This window comes from Dapis purpurea BLCC-M126 (assembly GCF_050015975.1).
GTDB lineage: Bacteria > Cyanobacteriota > Cyanobacteriia > Cyanobacteriales > Microcoleaceae > Trichodesmium.
In genome coordinates, this window is the sequence record NZ_JBNHER010000204.1 from 1 (window position 1) to 21,239 (window position 21,239).

Consider the following 21,239-nt stretch of genomic DNA (forward strand, 5'->3'; position numbering starts at 1 on the left):
TGTGCGGAACGCTAAACGCCATATCCAATCGACCAAGAGAAAAGAAATAATATTTACTCATATTCAATCAATAATGGTTTTAATCAGAGGTAATTATCCATTATCCATTATCCATTATCCATTATCCATTAATGAATAATGTATTTGGGAATCTAATTTGATTCTGCTAAACCTAACCATCGAGCAGCAGGGGCTAAAGTCAGACCTTGAAGTAACACTGAAGTTAGGACAATAAAGAAGACAACATTAAAAATATTATCTGCATCTGAAATACCAGCAGTTATTGGAAATGTTGCCAGAACAATTGGAACAGAACCCCGCAAACCTACCCACGAAATAAATAATTTTTCTCGTAAACGATAACGACTAAAAGCGAAAGAAATAAATACACTAACAGGACGAGCAATAAATATGAGAAATATCGCAATTACAATAGCAACACTAGCTACAGGTAAAAGACGGGAAGGAAATACTAATAATCCTAAAGTTAGGAAGATAACAATTTGCATTAACCAAGATAAACCATCGTGAAAACTACGAATAGTTTCTGAGTAAATAAAGCGGAAATTTCCCATCACAACTCCGGCAATATAAACTGCTAGGAAACCATTACCACCAAATAAATCTGTAATCCCATATGTCAGCATTGCCATTGCTAGAGTTGCAACTGGGTAGAGACCTTGGGAACTTAAGCGCAAATGATTTACCACCCATACTATCGCACGCCCCATACCATAACCAAATGCTCCACCAACTCCTATTTGTAATAATAGTGAAGTCAATAGTTTAATGATGGAAGTATCACCAGTGGATAAAATTTCGACTATTTGAATAGTTAACAAAACTGCCATTGGATCATTACTCCCTGATTCTAGTTCTAGTAATGGTTGTAGGTCTCCCTTGAGTCCTAAATTGCTAGTTTTGAGTACAGAAAAAACTGCTGCAGCATCAGTCGAGGAGATAATTGCTCCTAACAATAGTCCCTCTGACCAAGTAATACCTTCTGGCCCTATATTGAAGTTGGTAAAAGACTCAAGCATAAACCAGGCGAATGAGCCTAAAAGTAGAGCAGTAATCCCTACGCCAACAGTTGAAAGGGTTAAACCTTTCCAGAGAACTGGTCTAATTTTAGTCCAATTTGTATCAAGTCCTCCAGCAAATAGTATTAAAGTGAGTGCTAAATCTCCTATCAATCTTGCTTGCATTGGATTATCAAATTCAATACCACCAATGCCTTCTGAACCTGCTAACATTCCCACTAAAAGGAATAATAGTAGAGCTGGGACTCCTAACTTATTAGCTGCTTTACTGGCAATAATACCAGCTAGTAAAAGCACCCCTGCACCTATAAATAATTGTTCTACTGGAATCATCAACTTAAAAAGGTATATTTTTGTCTTTTAACTTACATGAAAATGGTGCTTTTTGAGTTGAGAACAGAAAATTAAATATTTGAGGAAAAGATATACACTAGGAAGTTGGAAAAAATGTTTGCTAGAATCAAAAATGACAATAATTTTAATTTAGCTTAAATGAATCTAGAAAAGTTACTACTGCTCCAGCTATTTGATTATTTTTTGCTGTTTCACTCGCACCGATAAGATGCAAGCGTTGACCTACTAAATAAATTCTAAATGTAATAGTTTCATTATCATTTTTTAAGATAAATTCTCTACCTGGAATATCTCCTAAATTGTAGGAGCGATCGCTACTTAATTCAAAACCTGTTACATCAACAATTCTCTTTTGAAAGTTGGGCAATATATTTTGTTTATTAGCTAATTGTTGACTGGTTAAAATATCAGAATAAGCAACTACAAATCTTGCTGATGCTGGATGAGTGGCAAATACTTTAAATTTAATTTTTCCCTTCTCAGTTTCAATAATTTCTGTTTCTTCAGTCATGGTTCCAGCAGGCATCCAAATTGAGAAACCACCTTCTTTAAAAATAATATTTTGCCACTGTATTTGCCCTGATTCAATTGTTAATATCGGTTGGGGATTTTGTTGTTCTAGTTGTTTGATTTCTTGCTCCATTTGGAGTCGTCCTTTGTCAAAAAAGTCGGGACGGTTATCCAGAAGACCTTGGGCTTGTATAGTAGTCATACTCTGGCTAAAATTAGATAAATTAGAGTTCCAATTACTAAAGAAGAAGTAAGAAGGAAGAAGGAAGAAGGAAGTAAGAAAGAAGTAGGAAGAAGAAGGCAAAAATCTATTTAATGGCAAAAACATAACTTATTTGTAAATAAGAAGGAAGAAGGAAGAAGGAAGAAGGCAAAAATCTATTTAATGGCAAACAAATAACTTATTTGTTTTATCTTAAGAAAGATTTGGGTAATGGATAGTCTTAAGACCAGAGTCTTATTGCTGTTAGCTCCGCATTCCGCAGGAAATGCTTACTAATAGTTTCATGATTTTTCTAGATTTGAGAATTTTTCACGATTGAGATATGCTGATTATTTTGGGATATCTATTATAATTACTACCAACTATGTTATATCAATTCTAAATAATTTGTGAAAAAAAACTGTAGGGATTTGGTATCCAAATCCCATTTTAGCTTGGGTTTGGATACCAAATCCCTACCATAAAATATTACCTAAAAATCAAGGTAATTTCAGTTATCAGTTATCAGTTATCAGTGAACCTCCGACTAAAGTCGGAGGCTTGAAATACTGAGTTAAATATTTCTCTTGGTGATTGGATATGGCGAGGTTTTCTCGCCATTCCATTCTAACGGAATGCTCCGCATTCATGTCGGCTCTGAGCCGTTAACGAAGTTGTGCGGAACGCTAAACGACTGCTTTTTCCCTTAAAAGGGGAAGATTTAGACCTCATTTTTTGGTAAGTAGTTGTGCAAAATAGATTTCCTACTTGAAAAAGGGAACAGGGAACAGAGAGTTAATAGAATGTGTAATTAATTTTGCTTATACACTTATAAAGCTTCTTCTCTACTAAGAGAAGAAAAAAAAATCCTTTTAGCCAATCCTTCTATTACAGAAGAGGTAATTATTAATTATTAATTATTAATTATTGAAAACCTATTTAGGATTGCTATAATAACTGAGTGTTTATTACATTTAGAATATTTTCGTAAAAATTTTATCAGGGGATTACATTGTCAAAAAAAATATTTAAACCAAAACATCCTTTTCTTCGCCTGCTTAATTATGGAAGTAGTTATAAAACTCAAATTTGTCAAGCGGTTATCTGTTCAATTTTAAATAAAATTTTTGACCTAGCACCTCCAGTTTTAATTGGTGCAGCAGTAGATGTTGTTGTCAAACAAGAAGATTCTTTAATTGCTCAATGGGGAATTAAAGATATTTTTGGGCAACTTTTAGCTTTGACATTTCTGAGTTTAATTGTTTGGGGATTAGAATCAATTTTTCAATATGCTTATGAACGACTTTGGCGAAATTTAGCTCAGAATATTCAACACGATCTACGCATTGAAACTTATGGTCATTTACAAGATTTAGAATTAGCCTATTTTGAAGAACGCAGTACAGGAAATTTAATGGCAATTTTAAATGATGATATTAATCAGCTAGAAAGATTCTTGGATGTAGGGGCAAATGAAATAATTCAAGTAACAGTAACAGTCATAATTATTGGTGGTGCTTTTTTTGTTTTAGCTCCTAGTGTTGCTTGGTGGGCAGTATTGCCAATGCCGTTTATTATTTGCGGTTCAATTTGGTTTCAAAAATTTCTGGCTCCTCGTTATGCTGAAGTTCGAGAAACAGTAAGTTTATTAAGTGGGCAATTATCTAATAATCTCTCAGGAATTACTACAATTAAAAGCTTCACAGCCGAAAATTATGAAGTAGGAAGAATTACCAAAGAAAGTGAAGCTTATAAAACCAGTAATAGAAGAGCTATAACTTATTCTGCTGCTTTTGTACCTCTGATTAGAATTATAATTTTTATAGGTTTTGTGGCAACTTTATTATTAGGTGGATTAGAAGCAGTTGCTGGTAGATTAGCCGTAGGTACTTATAGTGTAATGGTATTTTTAACTCAACGATTATTATGGCCTTTAACTCGTTTAGGACAAACTCTTGATTTATATCAAAGAAGTATGGCTTCTACTAATCGCGTGATGAATTTATTGGATACTCCGATTACTATTCATCCAGGAGATAAACCTTTATCTGTTGAGTCGGTTAAGGGAGAATTAGAGTTAGAAAATGTTACTTTTGCCTATCAGGAAAATTTTCCAGTGGTGGAAAATATTTCCCTGAAAATTCCAGCAGGAAAAACTATTGGAATTGTCGGGTCAACAGGTTCAGGAAAAAGTACAATAGTCAAATTATTACTGAGGTTTTATGAAGCTCAGTCAGGCAAAATAACTCTCGATGGAATAGAGATAAATCAGATTAATTTACAAGATTTACGACGAGCAATAGGTTTAGTAAGTCAGGATGTATTTCTATTTCATGGAACTGTGGCAGAAAATATTAGTTATGGCTCTTTCGATGCAACTTTGCCAGAGATTATTGCAGCAGCTAAAATTGCTGAAGCAGATGATTTTATTAATAAATTACCCCAAGGTTACGATACTATTGTCGGGGAAAGAGGGCAGAAATTATCAGGAGGTCAAAGACAACGAATTGCTATTGCTAGGGCAGTGCTAAAAAATCCTCCTATTCTGATACTTGATGAGGCAACTTCAGCAGTGGATAATGAAACTGAAGCAGCTATTCAAAAATCTTTAGAAAAAATAACTCAAAATCGAACAACTATTGCTATTGCTCATCGTCTTTCAACTATCAGAAATGCTGATTGTATTTATGTAATGGAACATGGCAAAATAGTAGAGTTTGGTCGCCATGAGGAATTATTAGAAAAATCAGGAATTTATGGTAGTTTATGGCGGGTACAATCTGGTTTAAGATTAGTTAGTTAGTGCCGCTACGCGGAAGTCAAAAGTCAAAAGTCAAAAGTAAGATTTTATAGACTCGAAACTATTTGCGACATCTTTAAAGTGAATTGGTATAAGCCATTCACCCCTACTTGTAACTAAACAGATTTTTCTTCGCACTAAAGCGCAACTACAAACAGTATCTAAATAGGTATAGCATTTCATACTTAATTTTTGATTACAGTTTGAGATTAAATACTCTTTAACTTTAAATATAAATTATGATGGAATTTAATAATAATCCACCAAAGCAAAATCAAAATAATTGGCAACACAAATTAGATAAATTTGTAAAAGCTAATCAAAAAGAATTAGCTGCTTTAGGATGGGGTTTACATTTGGAAAAGGGAGAAACTAATGAAACAATAGGAATTGATTTAAAAGGAAAACCAAAATTTGTATATTGTTCAAAAGCAGCTATAGAAACATTAAACCGCAATGTTGATGGTAAAATCCAGGAAATTTTAGGTTTAATAGACGGTTATAAACCAGAATTAGAAGTATTAATGATTGCTATTGGTGATGGTCAAATTAAATTAGTTTATTTTCAACCAGAAATATCTCCACCTAATTGTTTTGAAGAATTAGGTCAGAATGTTGATGGTTTATTGGAAATATTAGAAACAAGATTGAGCGAGTTTATTATACCAATTTGAAAAAAAAAGAATGCTATACTTAGCTGACACTTTAATATTTCAAGCCTCTGACTTCAGCCAAAGATACTGATAACTGAAATGACACTCACTATTCCTATTAACAAAATTCAGCTTAACCCAGGTAGTCTAATTACTCTGAATGACTTAACCTGGGAACAGTTTGAAGAATTTATGGAGGAAAAAGAAGCTCAAAAAATAAAGACACGAATTGCTTACATTAAAGGAACTTTAAGCATCATGTCTCCTTTCCCCGCTCACGAACGTCCACATCGAATTATTAGTGATATTGTGAAAATATTGCTAGATAGTCAAGAGCGAGATTGGGAAGAGTTCGGTTCGACAACCTTTAACAACAGAGCCAAAAAAGTTTGTCTAGAATCTGATACCTGTTTTTATATCCAAAATGCTCAAAAAATACGCCCTCGAATGACGGTAGATTTGACAGTAGATCCACCGCCTGATTTAACTATTGAGGTAGATGTAACTTCCAAAACTACTCTTGGTATTTATGAAGCTTTAGAAGTTCCCGAATTATGGATCTACACTGAAGAAAAATTCACGATTAAGGTTTTTACTGATGGATTGTATGTAGAATCATCTATCAGTCCTACTTTTCCTAATTTACCTATTTTAGAGTTAATTCCTAGTTTAGTTGAGCAGGCATTCACAATTGGCAGCAGTAAAATGCTAAGAGAATTTAGAAAGAAAATGAGTTAGGATAAAAGTATATAGAAAATTAGGTTAAAAATCAACATCATCATCCAACTCAATCTGTTCATTTTCTTCTGGTTCATCTATACCAACATTACTATTTTCAGACTCAACAATTTGATAATCAATAGATAAATCAGAAGACTCAGATATTGCAGATAAATCAGTTTTATCTGCTGATTTAATTAATTCTATATCTACTATTTCTCCCTGAAAAAAATTAACTATACGACGAGTAGCGATCGCCACAGTCTGTCTTTCTCTTTCAGGGTTTCCCCGTTTTACCAAATCATTTAACTCTGGTTTAAACACAGAAACCTCTGGGATAATTTGGTTTTCTCTATGGGAATTTATTGGATTAGATGGTAAGGATTTTTCTGGATCATCTTCTGTGACTTCATCATCGGAATCAGAGGTTTCTTGCTCTCGCTCATTGTTTACTGTTTTGCTTTCTCTTTGACTATTATTAGGATAAATATTTTCACTAAGATTATGATTTTTTTGTTGAGAATTTATCACCTCTACTTTAACTTTTACCGAAGCATTAAAAACTTTCTTAAACGCAGCTTCAATATTAGCAACTTTAGACATTACCATTTTCTGCAATTTTTCAGAACTGATACCAATCCGCGCTACTTGATTATTGAACCCTAATAATATAACTTGTTGGCGTAATAATGCTTGGGTACTTGGTTTAACTTCAGCAAGTACTTGTTGCCAAATTTCATTTAACTTTGATTCTTTACCCTCAAAATTAACAGTTTCAAAGGATTCTGAGGGAGAAAATTCTGTCTCAGCATTACCTGGAGACGCAGGTTTTTCATCACTTTTCGATGCAGCAGGAATTTCTTTTGCTTCCGATATTTTTCTTTCAGGAGGTTGAGAAACAGGTGGTTTTGATTTTGCTTGAGGTGGAGTTTTTGGAGTAGTTTTAACCGGAATATTTTTACTTGTTTCTCTACTTGTTTGTTGTTGAGGTAAATGTTCAACTGTTACTCTTGAAGTTACCAATGCAGAAGGCAATAATCCTAATAAAGTTACCTCCAACCATAAACGAGGTTGAGTAGTATTTTTAATCTGCACTTCTGATGTTTGTAAATGTTTTTGACCAGCTAAAATAGTGCTAATTTCCCACTGTTGAGAAAATTTACAAAGCTGTTCCCAAGTAGGTTTTGTCAACGCCACTAAATTTCCACTTGTCGGTGCAGTTTTTGCTATTAATAAATCTCGGTAAAATGCTGCCAAATTTTGCAATACAATAATTGGTTCCCTACCCCGATCCATAATTTGACGAGTACATTCCAATACTTTCGTCGAATTATCAGAGGCGATCGCTTCTAGGAGTATGATTAAATCTCGTTCCGGAACCGCCCCCACCAGATCCCAAACTCGTTCAACAGAAATTTCACCCGCCAACAAACTCAACTGATCTAGCAAACTCTCTGCATCTCGTAACCCACCCTGAGCAATTTGAGCTACCATCTGTATTGCTTCAGTTGTAATATCAATTTTTTCGGTGGTAGCAATATGATGTAAGTGCTTCACCATTGCCTCCAGAGGAATTCTGCGAAAGTCAAAACGTTGGCAACGAGAAATAATAGTTGCTAAAACCCTCTGGGGGTCTGTAGTTGCCAGGATAAAAACCACTCGGTCTGGTGGTTCCTCCAAAGTTTTCAGCAGAGCATTAAAAGCGGACACAGACAACATATGGACTTCATCTATCACATATACTTTATAGCGACACTGCACCGGAGCAAATTGCGCTCTTTCAATTAATTCCCTAATGTTGTCCACACCAGTGTTGCTGGCAGCATCAATTTCTATCACGTCCAGAGTTGACCCTTTTGTAATTCCTACACAAACATCACAAGTGCCACAGGGAGTAGGTGTCGGGTGGTCATTATCAAGACAATTGAGAGATTTAGCAAAAATTCGAGCGCTGGAGGTTTTCCCTGTACCTCTTGGTCCTGTGAATAAATATGCTGGGGCAATCCGTTGAGTATCAATGGCATTAGTCAGAGTTTGGGCGATCGCGTCTTGACCCACTAAATCTGAGAAGGTTTGAGGACGATATTTATGATGGAGAGGTTCGTAGGCCACAATTAGGAATGGGAATTATTTCGGATATTTAGTTGAGCTGCAAGTGATAATCAATACAACTTTACTGGATTTTATTCAGTATAAATACTTTTATAATTTCAAGATATATTTTACAATTAGTATCTTTTCTTGAACTTATATTAAGCAGTATATCCAAAAATTATAAGATACTAGCTCAAAGATTCAAAATATCTTAGGTAATTTTTTACAGTTAAATCAATGGAGGTCTCGTTTATAGGATAGTTATTAATTATCAACTAATGATAGGGATATTTCTGCCTCTTAACCCACCCGAACCCTGGATTTAATATTCCTTTTACAAACAGTCTCTAAGTACAACTAAATTCTTCTAAATTCTGAATTCTCAATTCTAAATTCTAATCACAATTTTCAGGGGATTAATTTTGATGAGACTACAGGACTTATTCGAGATTACACAATCATTTTATACCTTAGAGGCCATCAAGTCAATTGATTGAAGAGTGTATATTGTACCTATAGCTGTGGTTATTTTCAACAACCTATAATTTTTAGGCCAATCAATAGCCTCAACTACCTACAAGTATAACTATCAAGTATTTCCGCTGAAAACAACTCCCTGATTTTCATCTTAAAATCTCTGTCAATTCATTGTTAAATTCTCTGTAGAGCCTATGTTAACACCAATTATTGTCGTGGAACCAAAGTTAGCCCAAGCCTCCCGAGCACCACAACCAAATTTGCCAAAAGGAGAATATATTTGGATGGGTGCATCTGGATTACTGTTAATATTGCTAATTATTTTGGGTATATTTCACCAAGCAAAAATGAAGCAATTTAATAAGAAACTTAGTGTGGAAGAATTTAGAAATAAAGATCTCCAACAAAAGTATAAATTAGCTCTAGGGACTATATCAAAAATGGAAAAAAATCCTGACCTAATCCATTCACGAGATTTCAACTTAGACTACTTAAGAATGCGGATGGCAGAAGAAGTTTTCCACTTTGCTATTGTTAACCAAATTAAGGTAAAAGTTAAACAACAAATTAGTGTTGCACTACGCCCTGCTCCAGTAGTACCAGGAGAAAAAATAAATCCAAGTGGGCGACAAGTTGATTCGATGTTTGAGGTGGAATATGAGACCGGAGAAGTGGGTAAAGACCTGAAAAAAAGAGTATTATTTCGGGTATCAATCAAACTGACAAAATTACCAACTCAGGCAACTTCTCAAACTATTATTCAAATAATTGATTGTTTAGAAACCTATCTTAGTCCTAGTGATGACCATGATAATTGGACTCCTACAATTCAAGGTCGAATTGTACATATTGATTGGGATCAAAAAGCTAAACCAACACCTCTGTTGGTATTAGAACAATCTCATGATGGGGTTTTATTTCGTACTAACAGACCTACAGCTAAAAGTGCGACTCCACCACCACCAAAGCCACCTACAGGTAAAAAGAATATTACTAAAGGAGCAACAAAACAAGGCGCAACAAAACAAAGGGCAACAAAACAATCTACAAAAAGCAAAACAAAGGGTTTAACTAAAGGCACCACAAAAATTCAGAAATAATTAAATAAGGAAGAAAATATCTCTATAAATAAATAGTGTGGTAATACCCGATATTTTTAGCTGTTGGGAAATTTATTAAGGATGCTTTTTGTGAAAAGTAAAATTATTCTAGTCAAAAATATTTACCTCTTTTCTATATAGCAGTATTAATTTCCTTGCTGGTATTTAATTTTTTCGGTTAATTTATTTAATTGTTTTTAAATATACCTGAGATAATAGACGGTAATCTTCTATCTGAACTATCCGGAAGCAACATCTAAAATGGGATAATTGTAGTTGACAAATAATATAGTTGTGTTCTCTTTTCTAGCTAAATATTGCATAATTTCAACTATATTTATAGCATATTTACTACCTAAAGTTGCGGTGGGTTCATCTGCTAATACTAATACCAATTCACTTTTAAAGATATGACAAATAATTTGCTGAAATGACTGAGCGCTTCAAAGTTATGAACTGATAAACTCTTACTTTTAACTTTTAACTTCCGTAAAACTGTAGAACTTAGGTTTACTGACTAAAGCATGAGCCATCCTCACTCTTTGGTTTTGCGTCGCAGATAAATTATTAGGGTTGTAATCTACTATTTCTCCTAATCCTAGTGCTTATAAATAATTTTAAACAGAAATTTGTAGCAAATATTTATCCAAATGGAATAAGAACAGTTAAAATTTAAAGATTGGGAATAATTTTACTCTTCATACTCAATACTTTAAAAAAAAATCTGCTGGGTCAACTTATTGTAATTTATCCACATCCAATAGCTCCCGACAAACAACACATCAACATTGAGAATAAATTTCGTCGGTACATGATTAAAATATAAACCGCGCATCGTGAGGTTTAGGTATCCCGCGCTGTCTTGGACATAGCACGGGAGAATATCAAATTTAGAGATTTGATAACAACTCAAAAACAACTATTCCTAATTTTCTCTCTAATCAATAATCTGGGCTGTCAAATAATACAGTGGTTAAATAATAATCTGTCCATTCTCGCCCAAAAGCTTTTTCCAAAACTCGACGAGTTTTGTCATTTTGTCTCTGTTGGTTAGAGTAATGGTGTTGAGCTTTTAAGATCTCAAGTTGTTTTTCTGGAGTAACTGGTTTTTGGGCAATCGCTTGTTGGCAATGTATTTCTAGGTAAGATTCCACTATCGATATAAATTTTTGTTCTTCCTCTAAACCAGTTGGACGTATAAATAGACAAAATTCCGAAAATATTTCGCCCCATTCTGGGAGTTCCCGAGGATGAGAAAATTCTTTTGTTGGTAAAGTTTGAAGTTGATAGTTATAGACTTCTGGTAGTCTTCTATCTTGGCTTAAGGGTGATAAATCGACTACTGCTGCACTTATTTGGCCCCTTGCTCCTACTAAATCTGTACCAAACATAGGTAGGGCGTAACTTGTTCTGGGAAACATGACACAGTGTAATATATCTAGGTTTTTGCCTATTGTTGCTAGTTCTATATGTAACTTGCGGAACTGGGGAGTTTGATAGCATTTGTTTTCAATTGTTAGTTTTTCCCCTTCCAGACGGCCTTCTACATAACCTAGCTCTGCAGGTAGGTAATATGGTTCTAGGTCTAAGTAGCGTTGCCAAACTGCTTCTATGGTGTCTGCTAGTTGGCATACTAAGGGATTTTGTTGTTCTCGTATAGATGGAATTGATGTTTTTAACATTCTCGTTATAGGCCAGTTAATTGGGGTCTTGTTATATTGACTTTTTTAGATTTTAGATAATTAGCTAATTAGTAGTTTATATATTATTAGAATCCCACAATTGTGTCTCAAATTGTTCAAGTTCAAATTTGCAAGCCAAAAGTCAAAATAAAAAAACCACAAGTTCAAGGTAATTGATGATTTATATCCAGTGGACATAAGTGTGAAAAAGAGGGGGAAGCTTACAAAGATAGGTTTTTTAGCTTTGATATCGAACAAGTATCAAGTATGGGGAATACCGGGAAAGGTAGAAATCAAGAGCCATAAATTATAGCAGTTTTCATTAATATAGAGTACAGAGATTTGGGTTTAAAGGAAGAAGGCTTTAGTTATCTAGGAGAGAAGGCTTTAGTTATCTAGGAGAGAAGGAAAAAATTTTGTAGTCTACCTTATGTGAAAACCGCTATAATTCTTTTCCCCTACTCCCTCCATATCTATATTCTATATATCTATTCCCTATTTCCTCTTTTCTGGAGATACGTTTAGGGGTTCTATAAATGCTCAACATTCATTCAGGGATTACTGATGACTTCTGTATGGGTGATTAACGTTTCGGCTGTCGCCGACATGAATGCGGAGTGCGAGAAACGGAAATCACCCCTAGTGACTTATGACTTGCGCCTAGCGCTATAGTGGAGGTAAATTTGACCACTCTATTGCTGTTAACTGCAATGGTTAAATCAAAGGCTTGTTTATTTGCATGCCTATGTCTAGTAAATGAACATTGATAATAACGAGAAGTTGCTTACTGTATAAAGAATATTGCGATCGCCCTTTAACATATAACGGTTGTTTAATTTATATTTTTTTCAATTCTTAACATTGCCTATTTTATATTTTCCTAAATACTAAATTATCTCCTAATCATACTTTCAGTCAAGTTTTTATTATATAGTAAATGCAACTAAAATTTAACCTATATTTACAATATCAAAAGTCTTGAATACTTATTAAGTGAACTTTCGTTAAATTAACTTGCATAGTTGATGAATAGTGCTAAATTAAAAATATAAAGAAGTAAATAAACTTCTTTGACAGATGCACAAGAGTTGAAATGATAACTAAGGAGGTAACAAACAAACTGTTTAATCCATTGATCATCTGTCTGTTCAGACACCAACAGCAACCGACAGTGGTTGATATTTCCTCAAATTGTTTTAGGGGAGCAATGAACTCAAATTTTTGAAAGAGTTTAACTCTATTTCACCTTTAATCATATAGAGGAAATCACTCAGCTAAGGAGGTAAAAAAAGCTGTTCCATTTTAAGTCTGTCTCAATACGAAACCAGAATAACACCCATCTAAAAAGCGAATACTTCTTACTAAGAATATCAGGAATACTACAGTAAATTTAACACTGTATAATTCCAAGACCTGAAGAGGAAAAGAGGAAGTCATTTAGTGAGTATAGATGGGTGTTGTTCTATGAAAAAAACTGCTGAATAACAACAATATTATTGTGGAATTAAATTGAAAATAATCAAATTTTTTATGTCAATAATTGAAAAGTAAAGTTTAGTAAAGTTTGCTTGTAATAATTAGGAAAGATGTTAAATTAGTAATTGAAGCAGTAAAGCTTCAAATATTCATAACCTCATCTTCTTAGCAAGAAGGTAGAACTCCAACAAGGGTGCTAAAAGCACAAGTATTTCTTGAGAAAGAAAAAAGTTTTTATCAACCTTTGATTATTGGTTAAGCCATTAATATACAAATAAGGAGGAAAAAACAAAACTGCTAAGTCTAGTTATCTGTCTGATTCAAATAACACCAACTCCTTTGTTAGGGGCTAATATTTTCTCAAGTTTGAATAGTATTGGGAGTAAAAAATCTCAAGTTCATGTTTGAGTTTCACTCCATTTCAAATTTAGTAAAATAGAGGAAATAATTTTAGCAACTCAGGAGGTTACAAATCTGTTAAATCCAATAAAATCTGTCTCGTTAAATACTCAAAAGCAACACCTAGATAGAAAACTGATACTTCTTTAAGTGGTAGAAAGGGAGCAACGTAACTAAGGTTAATGGCTTAGTACATCTCCAGATATAATCCAAAAATGTAAGGAAGTCACTCAGTGAGTAAATCTTAGGTGTTGTTTTTTGATGTTGATGAGCCAACTGATAATTAATAATGGATAATGGATAATGGATAATGGATAATTGATAATTGATAATTACCTATAATTAAAATCTTAAGGGAATTGAATATAAGGAAATATCCTAGCACTTTTTTGACCTTGAAATATGAGAATAATAAAGCTGAATTATTTAATTAATAATTATTAATTATTCGGTCAAAATTGTTAATTTTATTTCTTTAATTAATTTAATTAAAAATTTGACAAGAAGTCTATAGAATCCGAATATATAGCGTTACAGGCAAATTAAAAGTTATGCATTCAAAATTAAAAAGTAATCTCTGACTAAGTTTGAGCATTTTACTTTCTGAAATCCTGCGTTTTTTTCTTACTTTTGACTTTTAACTTTTAACTTTCTATGACTGATGGATTGGGATTTGAATCACAAACTTTGTTCCCTCTCCGACTTCTGAAAAACATTTTAGTTGACCCTGATGTTTTTCTACAACAATTTGATAGCTGATAGAAAGACCTATACCTGTTCCTTTACCTACAGGTTTTGTTGTAAAAAACGGGTCAAAAATATGCTTTCTAATATGTTCTGGTATTCCAGAACCATTATCTTCAATCACAATTTCTACAGATTTTGAATCAATTACAGATGTACGAATTACGATCTGATTTGGGTTATCCTTGATTTGTTGATATGTAAGTTTGGCATTAACTTCTTCTAAACCATCAATAGCATTGGCCAGAATATTCATAAATACTTGGTTGAGTTGGCCAGAGTAGCATTCTACAGGAGGTAGTTTGTCATACTCTCGGATTATTTGAATCTCTGGGCGTTTAGGTTGAGCTTTGAAGCGATGTTGCAAAATCATTAGAGTACTTTCAATACCTTCATGAATATCAACCGGTTTGAATTCAGCTTCATCTATACGAGAAAAATTTCGCAGCGACAATACTATTTCTCGGATACGTTCAGTACCTACTTTCATAGAAGCGATAGTTTTAATTACGTCTGACTGCACAAATTGTAGATCAACATCTTCAGCTTGCTCTTGAATCTCATCAACAGGATGAGGATAATTTTTTTGATAGAGTTCCAGAAAATCTAAGAATATTTGCGTATATTCCTCCATGTAATTGAGATTTGCATAGATAAAGTTAACAGGGTTATTAATTTCATGGGCAACTCCTGCAATTAACTGTCCTAAAGCTGCCATTTTTTCCGATTGCACTAATTGAACTTGAGACTGCTGCACCTGCTGCAAAGCTTTTTTTAGTTCTCCTGTACGTTCGGCTACTTGAAGTTCTAACTGTTCTGTGAGATGGTATAATTTTAACTGTGTTTTCACGCGGGCAATTAATTCTGCTTCTTGAAATGGTTTAGTTACATAATCAACTGCTCCTAAACTAAGTCCCTTGACTTTATCAGTAGAATCGCTAAGAGCAGTCATAAAAATTATGGGTATATTTTGAGTTATCTTAGAAGCTTTGAGACGGCGACAAGTTTCAAAACCATCAATACCAGGCATCATAACATCAAGGAGAATCAAACTGGGTAAACTTAATTCTGCTTGACTAATAGCTAATTCACCATCTGTGGCGATCGCTACTTCAAAGTCAGCATCATTTAAAGCTTCTGAAACAACTGCTAAGTTGGCAGGAGTATCATCTACTACTAAAATTAAATCTGAATTGTCCATAATTTATATTTTTAAATATTATTATTATTTGTTATTATTTGATTTTTCTAGAGATTCTTGGATAAAGATTGTAATTTTTTTAATTTCAAACTCTTTAGCCTCCTGAACAATATATTCAACAAAGTCAGCATAATCTTGATTTTCTTGTTCTAAGGTTTGAGCTGCTCCTACTAACTTTTTTAATCTACCTTGTTGAGCAAGCTGAAACAACTTTTTCAACTCTGCGAGTGGAGGTAATAACATATCTGGCTTAGTAGTTTCTGTCTTGCTAGTATTTTGCTGATGTAGTGATTCAATTGATTGATATTTCCAGGTAATCTGTAAATGTTGTTTCAGTAGCTTAAATAATTCATCTGCTGCTACAGGTTTCTCCAGGAAAGCATCAGCACCAGTATCTAAACTTTGCTTTTGATCCATTGAAGAAATAGATGCAGAAGAAACAATAACTGGAGTTCCCTTAAGTATTTCCGATTCTCTGATTTGTTCCATAAAGGCATATCCATCCATCACTGGCATCATTAAATCGGTAATAATTAAGTTTGGCTGTAGCTGATTAGCCTTATTTAAGCCATCTTCCCCATTTTCTGCTTCAATCACATTAAATTTGAGCGGTTCCAGTAAGCTGAGAATTACCGAGCGGTTCTCCCACTTATCATCAACTACTAACACAGTTTGTGACTCTCCTTCATAACCAATTAATTCATTTTCGGTATTAGGCATAACTCTATCTTGCCACTCTTGCGCTAGAGGAAAATTGACTTCAAAGCTAAAACTACTACCCACTCCTAAGTCACTTGTAACTTGAACCTTGCTACCCATCAGACTGACAATATTATGAGTAATCGCAAGTCCTAAGCCAGTACCTTCCGCGTGTCGTTTTCCCTCACCAACTTGTTCAAATGGCTGGAAAATTTTTTCTAAAGAATCTCGACTCATACCAATTCCTGTATCGTTAATCTGGAAACGGAGCCTTATATTATCTTCAGGTGTTTGGTGTTCAGTTTTTTGTTGTACTACCACCGAATCAATTACCTCTACTTTTAATGTCACCTTTCCCTTTTGAGTAAATTTAGCAGCATTTCCTAATAAATTAATCAGTACCTGGCGCAATCTTTTAGGATCAGTTAAAATACCTTCCGGTAAATTAGGATCTGGTAGGTAAACAAAATCAACACCTTTTGTTTCCGTCCGAATGCGAATAATTTCGCCAATTCCTTGGAGAAAAGATGGTAGATGAATCGTTTCGGGTTGCAATTCTAGTTTGCGGGCTTCAATTTTGGAGATATCCAGAACATCATTAATCAGCGTGAGTAAATGGGAACCACACTGGTGAATAATCTTAATTCCTTTTTTTTCTTTTTCTCCCCAGGTTTGCGAACGATTGAGGATCTCAGCATAACCCAGAATTCCGTTGAGGGGGGTACGCAGTTCGTGGCTCATATTGGCTAAAAATTCACTTTTCGCCTGATTGGCAGCATCAGCAGCTTGTCGTTTTTGTTCCAATGAACTGTAAGATTCAGCTAATTTAACTGCCATTTGATTAAATTCTTGGCCTAATTGCTCAATTTCGTCACCAGTATGAATCTGCAAACGATAACTTAAATCCCCCATACCTAATTTTGTTGCACCAATTTGCAGAGTTTCAATTGAGCGAATTACTGGTAAGAGTGTTAGGGAAAACTGACCAATGAAAATCAGCAACACTACCCCAATTAAACAGTAGGTGACAATAGTTGCATTTCCCTTAAATCTCATTGCAACTTCTTGGCTAACAGCATCTTTTTGCCGTACTTCCTCCACCAAGGAATTAAGAAAAAAGAGAATATCATCCTCGAATGAGTTGATAGCTTTGAAATCTTGCTTGATCCGAGAAGTAGAATAATTTTTATCTTGTACAATATTATTCACTAAGCGGACAAGAAATTGATGACGACGCCCTATCAATTCTGGTTTTTGAGATTCTGGTGTTAGCTGTTGAATCTCTTGCAAACTGCTCAAAAATTTTGACATATTTTGCTGATACTTGTTAAGATGAACAGCACTCCGATCTAGTAAAAGATAGCCTTTCATTGCAGCAGTTTGTTTTTCTAGAGAAAGCTTAAGTTCTTGACTTCTACGAACTGCTTGATTGGTATCATTCCGGGTTTGTTCTATGGATTTTTCTATCCGCCTAATCAAGAGGTTACTACCTCCGAGTAAAGCAGCTACTAATCCGACAGAAATTGCTGTAGAAGCGATAAATTTAGTCAGAATTTTCATTTTTCAGCTACTTTTGTAGACTTCAGACGGGTGTAGATTTGTCGTATTTCCTCAAAGTCTGCATCTTTAGCCAAGGTATAACCAGCAGATTCAGTGCCACTTACATCTACAACACCTACTGGGGCATCAATCAAGGCTTCTTGCAGTTGCTTGATAACTTCTAGTCCGAACTTCTTGGTATTAATAACTATGGGAGGTGCAGGTATGGGGTTTGATTCCCAGATAACTTGATAATTAGGGTCTAGTTTTCCTGATTTTTGACTCCGTAGGAAAGATGCCTTATCGTCAGCGATCGCATCTACCACACCATCCGCTAAGTCTTGTGTAGCCTTATCGTGACTGCCAGAGTAACGAATTTTATAAAAATCTCTTGTCGGATCGATACCCGCATCTTGGAAGCTATTCATGGGTATAAGAAACCCAGAAGTGGAAGATGGACTAACAAAAGCAAAACGTTTACCTTTTAAATCTTGCAGCGTTTCGATATTTTTGGCAGTATTGGCAACTATTACACTGGTATACCAAGGTCTGCCACTCACTTTATCTATAGGTATAACTAACGGTTTGATATTGGGGTTGCGTTCGTTAGCTTTAATATAGGTAAGAGCGGCTAAATATGCCATATCTACCTCTTCTTTAACAATCAAATCGACTGCTTCTGAGTAATTTTGCGTAATTTGGAAATTAACTGGACGTTTGAGAATTGTTTCTAGATATTCCGCTAAAGGTTGTAATTTGTCTTGCTGCTCTTCGGGAGTTTGCCAAGGAAGCACCGCTACTTGTAAAGGCTTACTAATAGGAGGGTTAGGAGAAGAAATTTTTTCACCTTGAGAAGATTCGTTAGAAGAAGTTGAAGTACAACTAATAGCGATCGTGCTGATAGATAACATTAAGCTAAATATCAGGGAATATTTGAGAAAGCCATTGTTTGGCCACAAAATAAACTTCATCTATATAACCTCTTTGATAATTATAGAAACTAAGTCTTTTTAATAAGATACTTTTAATATATTATATGCTATTCTTTATTTAAGTAAGCCAGCATATAGAAATCAATTGTGACCAAAGGGAAGTATTCTCAAAAGTTTATGATTGCTTACTTCCACTCTGTTCCAGTAGCAATGACTTTACGGTAAGTAGTTATCAGGATTTAATATAATGACTGAAATAACAATTACCTATGTCAATTCAAAAGAATTTTAATTTGAATCAAGATAGTCTTTGATGAAAGTTTGCAACCGTTTAAGTTGGAAACTGTTCGCCAACTGCAAAATCTCTTGAGTAAAAGCAGTAGAAATTGCTTGTGATTTTTGAATCTCCTCGACAGTTTCTATCACGCTTTGAATATCACCATCCTCAAGCAAGGTAAGTAATTGTTGCAATAATTCTTGACTAGGAGGAATAACTGTATCAGTCTCAACAACCTCAGCTACTTCAACTGATACCTTTGCCTGTTCTTCATAAACCCACTCTAAGTTCAGATATTCCTCCAAGATTTTTAGTAATTGGTCAGTTTGTATAGGTTTGGGCAGAAACACATCTGCTCCTGTATTAATAGCATCTTTTTGGTCCCTCTCAAATACACTAGCAGAAGAAGCTATCACCACCACATCTTTCAAGCTTGCCGAGCTGCGGAGGTGCTCTAGCAATTCATAACCATTCATTATCGGCATCATCATGTCTGTAATGACTACATCTGGTGGTGATGCTATCACTTTCTCCCAAGCGTCTTTTCCATTTTCCGCTTCAGTTATTTCAAAACCTAGCATTCCTAGGAAATTCATTACCACTGACCGATTTTCCCAACTGTCATCTACTACTAACACACGACGTTTTTTACCTTGATAACCCAAGATATTTCTCTGATTAAGAGTTCTAGAAGTTTTTGCCCATTCTTTAGCTTCAGAGACTTCCAGCTCGAACCAGAAGGTACTGCCCTTATCTACTTCACTGTTAACTTTGAGTTGAGTGCCCATGAGTTTAACAATTTTTTGGCTAATAGCTAACCCTAACCCTGTACCTTCTAACTGTTTTTTGCGAGCGCCTACTTGCTCAAATGGCAAGAAAATATTCGCCTGTTGCTCTGGAGTCATACCTACTCCTGTATCTTTAACTTCAAAGTGCAGGCGATATTGGGTAGAGTCTTGTTTGAGTTTTTGTGCTGTCACAGTGAATGTGACACTACCAGCATCAGTAAACTTAACCGCATTGCCCAGAAGATTTATCAATACTTGCTGTAGTCGCTTTTCATCAGCACGAATACCTATGGGTAAATTCTCATCACGAGTGTAGTAAAAATCTATAGCTTTTTCTTGAGCGCGGATACTACAGATTTCCACAACCCCTTGGAGAAACAAGGGAAAATGGAAATCGCTGAGGAATAGATCCAGCTTGCGAGCTTCAATTTTGGATAGATCGAGAACGTCATTGATTAAGTTCAGCAAGTGAGAGCCACACTGTTTAATGACACCAATACCATTGCGTTCCTTCTCACTAATGTTTTGAGAATGTTGCAGGATTTGAGCGTAGCCTAGTATACCGTTGAGGGGAGTTCGTAATTCATGGCTCATATTAGCAAGAAATTCGCTCTTAGCTTGGTTGGCTGAGTTAGCAATTGCTGTGGCTTTTTCCAGTTGAATTCTGTAAATTTTCTCTTCTGCCATCAACTCTTTGACGCGCTGTATAAGTTGATTGAGAGATTTTGCTAATAAACCTACTTCATCCTTGGTTTTAACAGGTGCTTGTAACTCGAAGTTAGAATCACAAGTAACTAATTGAGCAAAATTCGTGATGTTTTGAATAGGTTTAGCAATCGCATTGCTAGTATACAAAACTACAATAAGGGCTAAGATTCCGGAAAAAGCAAAACTCCCAATAATAATTTGAGTTTGTAGAAGCATGGCATTAGTTAAGGCTTGCTCGGCATTTACTTCTGTTTGGATTGCTTTGTTATAAAACTCCCTCATGGGATCGGGTGCTTCAATAAACGCAACAAATTCTGGACTTTTCACGAAATCGATCAGTAGTTCTTGGGCTTTTTGTGCTCCTTGAGGATTTTGCGTAAGGGGTTGTACTGCTTTCTGAAAAGAGAACGTACGCTGCAAAAACTCCTCAACAGTTACTTCATAGTCTTCTAGGAAAGTTTGCAATTTTTTTATAGTAGCTGGATTTCCAGAATTATTATGTTGAGTTAGCAACTTTTTAATATTTTGTAGTCGTTTAAGGAATGCGTCAGTTTCTCTACGAAAGCCTTGAGGATCTTGAAGGTAAGGAGCAAGTTGTTTAGCAGGGCGGTTGTAGAGTACATCAAGTTGTAAAGCACTCAGTAGTCTACTTTCGCGAGAAGCTATCTCTTGTTCACGTTTTGCCTTGTCTTCATAATGCTTGCCAATTATAAAGCCTAATGATGCTCCCATTAATGCTACACATAAGGGAATCAAAGAACCATAAATAATTTTATTTCGGATAGACATAAATTCATTAATTGATAATGGATAATGGATAATTGATAATTACCTCTGGTTAAAA

At 34.8% G+C, this 21,239-nt stretch carries 12 protein-coding genes; 4 read left to right on the top strand and 8 right to left on the bottom strand.

The window, feature by feature from the left end:
• Positions 1-152: 152 nt before the first annotated feature.
• Both ACP6PL_RS17925 and ACP6PL_RS17930 read right to left on the bottom strand, forming a co-directional pair.
• The gene (locus tag ACP6PL_RS17925; protein WP_426546641.1) at positions 153-1,373 is read right to left on the bottom strand and encodes a potassium/proton antiporter; all 1,221 of its coding nucleotides are present in this window, start codon (positions 1,371-1,373) and stop codon (positions 153-155) included.
• A 145-nt stretch (positions 1,374-1,518) separates the two neighbouring features.
• Positions 1,519-2,106, bottom strand: a complete 588-nt coding sequence (locus ACP6PL_RS17930; RefSeq protein ID WP_426546629.1) for a hypothetical protein — start codon at positions 2,104-2,106, stop codon at positions 1,519-1,521.
• A 1,012-nt stretch (positions 2,107-3,118) separates the two neighbouring features.
• Between ACP6PL_RS17930 and ACP6PL_RS17935 the strand changes: the two genes are divergently transcribed.
• From ACP6PL_RS17935 to ACP6PL_RS17945, 3 genes are all read left to right on the top strand, one after another.
• The gene (locus tag ACP6PL_RS17935; protein WP_426546630.1) at positions 3,119-4,909 is read left to right on the top strand and encodes an ABC transporter ATP-binding protein; all 1,791 of its coding nucleotides are present in this window, start codon (positions 3,119-3,121) and stop codon (positions 4,907-4,909) included.
• Positions 4,910-5,145: 236 nt separating this feature from the next.
• Complete coding sequence (ccmS, locus tag ACP6PL_RS17940) at positions 5,146-5,580, top strand: beta-carboxysome assembly chaperone CcmS (RefSeq protein WP_426546631.1); 435 nt, start codon at positions 5,146-5,148, stop codon at positions 5,578-5,580.
• Positions 5,581-5,658: 78 nt separating this feature from the next.
• A complete protein-coding gene (locus ACP6PL_RS17945; RefSeq protein ID WP_426546632.1) occupies positions 5,659-6,297 on the top strand; it encodes a Uma2 family endonuclease in 639 nt (212 codons plus the stop codon).
• Positions 6,298-6,321: 24 nt separating this feature from the next.
• On the opposite strand, the gene ACP6PL_RS17950 is transcribed toward ACP6PL_RS17945, so the two are convergent.
• On the bottom strand, positions 6,322-8,391 hold the full coding sequence (locus tag ACP6PL_RS17950; RefSeq protein ID WP_426546633.1) for a DNA polymerase III subunit gamma/tau: 2,070 nt from the start codon (positions 8,389-8,391) through the stop codon (positions 6,322-6,324).
• 653 nt (positions 8,392-9,044) lie between these two features.
• Between ACP6PL_RS17950 and ACP6PL_RS17955 the strand changes: the two genes are divergently transcribed.
• Positions 9,045-9,950, top strand: coding sequence for a hypothetical protein (locus tag ACP6PL_RS17955; protein WP_426546634.1), 906 nt, complete (start codon positions 9,045-9,047; stop codon positions 9,948-9,950).
• A 941-nt stretch (positions 9,951-10,891) separates the two neighbouring features.
• Here ACP6PL_RS17955 and ACP6PL_RS17960 read toward each other — a convergent pair.
• From ACP6PL_RS17960 to ACP6PL_RS17980, 5 genes are all read right to left on the bottom strand, one after another.
• On the bottom strand, positions 10,892-11,632 hold the full coding sequence (locus ACP6PL_RS17960) for a phycocyanobilin:ferredoxin oxidoreductase (protein ID WP_426546635.1): 741 nt from the start codon (positions 11,630-11,632) through the stop codon (positions 10,892-10,894).
• 2,527 nt (positions 11,633-14,159) lie between these two features.
• Positions 14,160-15,452 carry a sensor histidine kinase gene (locus ACP6PL_RS17965; RefSeq protein ID WP_426546637.1) on the bottom strand — a complete coding sequence of 431 codons (1,293 nt, stop codon included), beginning with the start codon at positions 15,450-15,452 and terminating at the stop codon, positions 14,160-14,162.
• Positions 15,453-15,476: 24 nt separating this feature from the next.
• Positions 15,477-17,711: an ATP-binding protein gene (locus ACP6PL_RS17970; protein WP_426546638.1), complete on the bottom strand. Its 2,235-nt coding sequence runs from the start codon at positions 17,709-17,711 to the stop codon at positions 15,477-15,479.
• Positions 17,708-18,661 (bottom strand): substrate-binding domain-containing protein, encoded by a 954-nt coding sequence (locus ACP6PL_RS17975; RefSeq protein ID WP_426546639.1) that lies wholly within the window; start codon positions 18,659-18,661, stop codon positions 17,708-17,710. Before ACP6PL_RS17975 ends, ACP6PL_RS17970 begins: the two co-directional genes overlap by 4 nt.
• A 249-nt stretch (positions 18,662-18,910) precedes the next feature.
• Positions 18,911-21,184, bottom strand: a complete 2,274-nt coding sequence (locus ACP6PL_RS17980) for an ATP-binding protein (protein ID WP_426546640.1) — start codon at positions 21,182-21,184, stop codon at positions 18,911-18,913.
• Between the last annotated feature and the right edge of the window lie 55 nt (positions 21,185-21,239).